The sequence below is a fragment of the Bradyrhizobium sp. Ec3.3 genome (assembly GCF_000472925.1).
In the GTDB taxonomy this organism is placed as follows: Bacteria; Pseudomonadota; Alphaproteobacteria; order Rhizobiales; family Xanthobacteraceae; genus Bradyrhizobium.
Map to the genome: position 1 here is coordinate 1 of NZ_AXAS01000138.1, position 3,871 is coordinate 3,871.

A 3,871-nucleotide genomic window follows, 5' to 3' on the forward strand; every position below is an offset into this window, starting at 1 on the left:
GGGTTGGGCTTTGAAAACCCGCAATCCTCTCAGACAGGAGGCAATCCTTGCTATGGCTCCCTACATGCCGCGACAGCGGCTTCGTTCAATCCCAAGAGTCCACACAGCCTAGTGTCTGGAAGACTCCAGGGCGTTCGGAGCGCGACATTGAGCTCCCAAAGATCTGCAGTATTGCGCTGGTCCAAAACCTGCTTCGCTCTATGTGAGAAAGATCCGGAAGGATTCTAGCGCCGGTCGGCAATCCGGCTCCGTTTGGCCACGTCACGATCAGCATGTTTCTTAACTGTAGTCTTCGTTGGACTTTCCTGCAGCTCTCTCCCCGCAGCTGGCATCAGCGACGCAATCTGCGTCATCACCGACGGTGCATCGGGTCGCGGTCGCTGCGGCGGAAACAGATTCCCTGTGCAACTAGCGAGACGATTGATGAGCACTGACCTGCACGACCCCCTATTTAACCCTAGCAATCGTCTGCCCAACAACTACCGTGCTTACCGACGCATGGTTAATACACGCTTGCTCCAAATCCTTCGAGGGAATCCGGGCTGCCGTTTCCTCGAGATCGGGGTGGGACCAATCCTTAGGCGGGAGCTGTTCAGGACCATTGATGACAACTGCATTGAATATGTGGGTTTGGATCTCGAACACGTTTGTGCCAAACGTCGGGCCGACCTGGCCGCGGCCGGCATCGCCAATCGTGATATCAGATTTTTGGGCAACGTCGTGGGAACATACCTGTTCAACCTGATTAGGTTGGCCAGGCACCAGGAGACCTTCGATATCATCTATCTCGACGGTAACCATTCGATCTATGTCGATCTGGCGGCTGCCATTGCAGCAGTACGGCTGTTAAAGCCTAGCGCTCTTTTCCTTTTCGACGATGTGAGGTTTGCCTTCGGAGGAAGACATATCATCAACGCAAGCACTCAATATGCCAAGCGCGAGCAGACCGAGCAGTTAACGGAGGATGAGGCCAACGAACCTCATGTCACGATCATTATCCGAGACTATCTGATTCCCTTGTTCGGTTTTGAGGTCGAGCGCTCGTTGTCAGATCCGGATTGGGTTGCACTCCGAGCCCCAAAGTTCACTCCGTGGATACGGACATGACGATTTCTCGAACCCGGCTCCTTCATCGTTGCCGTGAACCGGACAAAGCTCAGATAAATTGCGGTCGCAGGGTGCCACACTTTCGCCACGGTTGGGAAAGCCGGTTTCGGTGCCGAACGGCTTCCAACTGTCGCGCTTTTGCCCGTGCCATATATGATTTCCCGGTGCTCGCTACAGAGTGTAGGTCCGTTGATCGTTTCGGCGAGTCGCGTTGAGCGGCCCCAAACGGGGAAGCGTAACCATCCGCGGTCTTTCAATTTTCCCGACTTCTCAACGGCGCATAGCGCCCAGCGCGGTGCCAGTGAGGAGTGAGAACACCTACGGCACTTGATGGTATTGCACTTGGGCAGATCGCTGGCGCGGGTGAAGATGACCGCCCAGCCGGGCGATCTTGATCAGATACTGCGAGAGCATTTTCTGTGTTGCCTTTGGTGTGTCGTTGCGAGTGAATCTCGAGCGCGCCGATTCTAATCGCATTCAACGGGGGTAAGAACGCATCTTCCGGCGAACGGTTGAGCATCGTCATCCAGAAAGCAGCCACGAGCCAGGCTACGCGCGTCATGCCAGCTATGTGTGCGTTGACGGGATATCCAGCTCGATTTCCCGCGACACCTCGACGATGGCTCCTGGATGATGCCCATTCTCAAATAGCGCATATTTAAGCGCATGGGCGCGGCTCACGAACAACCCGCCAAAAATACCGCTCTGTTCGCGGGCAACCCAGTTGCCACGACGATTCCTGCCAACAAAGACGGTGGTCGTTGCTGAGCTGCACAAAGGAGGTTCCACGAGCTTAACGTTCATAATACTTCCAATGACTTTCGAACGGTATGCTACTCAATCGTACACTGCCGCCGTTCAGGAGCCGTCGAGAGAAGGTCCATGCAGTATCCAACTACAGCCCACGGTCTTGTTGCATGACAAAGAGCCGATGCATACGCGAAGCGGCTGTCGGAAGCAGCGAGACTATTGCTCGACGAGTATCTTCGGATGCGGCTTCTGGCGTGATCTACTGTGAAACTATCTGCTTTAGCCGAAGTTCGGCACCGCGTCGCTGGACCGCGGCATTGATGTTCGCAGCTTAGTCGCTGCCAAGGACAATATCTCGTCACCCGAATCAAGGAGATCAATCGCGAAAGCTTCATCGGCCACTCCCGGAAAATCCAGCGCTCTTGGTCTGACTCTTCGTTTGTCGTCCCGGCAATTGGCGTGCCACTCCCGGGCTCGAAATGCGCGCCTGCTGGACCAAAAGAAGCAAGTGTACCTCCACGTCCCTGTTGGAATGGGTGGGCGCTTTTGTCCGCTTCCAACCGTGACGGTCTTCAATCCGACATGGATAGCAAGGATTGCGAAAATGATGCCAATCGCCTCTCGTGCCGAGCTTAAATCTTGAGAATGACGGGCCCTGTTGAATCCTCACTAGAGCGGTTCTCGATCAGGTTGGTTCGTATCCAGCGGCTGCGAAGTAGTTTGCGCATTCGTGCGACATGAAGCGGTCGAGACAGCGTCCGATTGCGTTCCATAAACCTTCGACGGTGCGCTCTGCGGCAGTGCGCAGTAGCGTCTTAAGTTTGGCGAAGGCGTTCTCGATCGGTTGAAGTCGGGGCTGTGAGGCGGGAGATAAAGGAGCTTTGCGCCAGCAGCCTCGATCGCTGCACGCACGCCTGCGCCCTTGTGGCTACCGAGATTGTCCATGACGACGATGTCACCTTCCCGCAATTCTGGAACGAGCACCTGGTCTACATAAGCCTGGAAGGCGAGCCCGTTGATCGGCCCATCGAGCCACGATGCCCGACAGACGTAGGCCTGCAACGAAGGTCGTTGACTTCCAGTGGCCGTGTGGAATGGAGGCCTGAAGCCGCTTGCCGCGGGGCGCGCGCCCGCGCATGCGCGCCATGTTGGTCGACGCCCGTGTCTCGTCAATGAAGACGAGCTTGTCAGGATCGAGGCCAATCTGGCCGTTGGCCCACTCTTCTGGCTTCTTCAGGACGTCCGGCCGCTGTTGCTCGGTGGCGTATACCGTCTTTTTTTGAGCGTGATCTTGCGACACTGGAAGAAGCGCGACAACGCGGAGACGCTGAAAGCGTGTCCATCGGCGGCGAGCGCCGCTCTCAGTTCCTCCAACGTGCTGTCGGACTTGGCCGCAATCAGCGCGAGGATACGTTCAGCCTGCGCTTCGATCGCCTGCGAACGTCGATCGCCGCCTGCGGCTTCGGTGTCACCTCGCCCGTCTCGCGCTTGCGCTACCCAGCGGATCGCGCTCGACACCCCCCTCGAAAGTGCGCCGCAGCCTCCCGACACGACATGCCGTCCGCAACGGCCCCCGACCACACGTCTGCGAAGATCAATCGAAAGAGGTGGCGCCATACCTGCCGGCCTCCTTCGCCAGCAGGCAGGTTGAATCAGAACCGGCGTGATTTGGGAATCTTGAGGGTTCTGTGAGGTCGCGGGACAGGCGCGAGCCACGCGCCCGGTTGTGCGTGCGACCTCATAGAAGCCGGATTGAACGAAGCTAGGAGTTGTGGGCGCTATGGGAATAGTGCAGCGGGTGCGGCTGCGGGGAAGGCGCGAGCGATTTGCTGCGCTGGAATGCATGGCCGAACGATTGGCAGGGTGTTCGGTGACGAGCGCGGCCGCGGCGGCTTCGGACGTTGCCACCGCGAAGGTGATCACGGAACGGGTGGATAGTGCAGGCGCTGGTCATGACGTATCACAACGAAACGGATGGTCGGGCGCGCAGGCTCGCGGGACGACATCGACGCGC

At 57.7% G+C, this 3,871-nt stretch carries 2 protein-coding genes and 1 pseudogene; 1 reads left to right on the forward strand and 2 read right to left on the reverse strand.

Features of this window, described 5'->3' with window-relative positions; all coding sequences use genetic code 11:
- Window positions 1–423: 423 nt before the first annotated feature.
- Window positions 424–1,107 carry a hypothetical protein gene (locus tag YUU_RS0145585; RefSeq protein ID WP_156944944.1) on the forward strand — a complete coding sequence of 228 codons (684 nt, stop codon included), beginning with the start codon at window positions 424–426 and terminating at the stop codon, window positions 1,105–1,107.
- 567 nt (window positions 1,108–1,674) lie between these two features.
- Here YUU_RS0145585 and YUU_RS58030 read toward each other — a convergent pair.
- Entirely contained in the window at window positions 1,675–1,911 is a 237-nt protein-coding gene (locus tag YUU_RS58030) for a hypothetical protein (RefSeq protein WP_084802005.1), read from the reverse strand.
- Window positions 1,912–2,542: 631 nt separating this feature from the next.
- Window positions 2,543–3,474: pseudogene (locus YUU_RS58035) on the reverse strand (IS630 family transposase).
- Window positions 3,475–3,871 lie beyond the last annotated feature (397 nt).

What these genes read in the sequence shown, in the direction of transcription:
- YUU_RS0145585 (WP_156944944.1), top strand. Translation starts at nt 424, where the DNA reads ATGAGCACTGACCTGCACGACCCCCTATTTAACCCTAGCAATCGTCTG.
- YUU_RS58030 (WP_084802005.1), bottom strand. Translation starts at nt 1,911, where the DNA reads ATGAACGTTAAGCTCGTGGAACCTCCTTTGTGCAGCTCAGCAACGACC.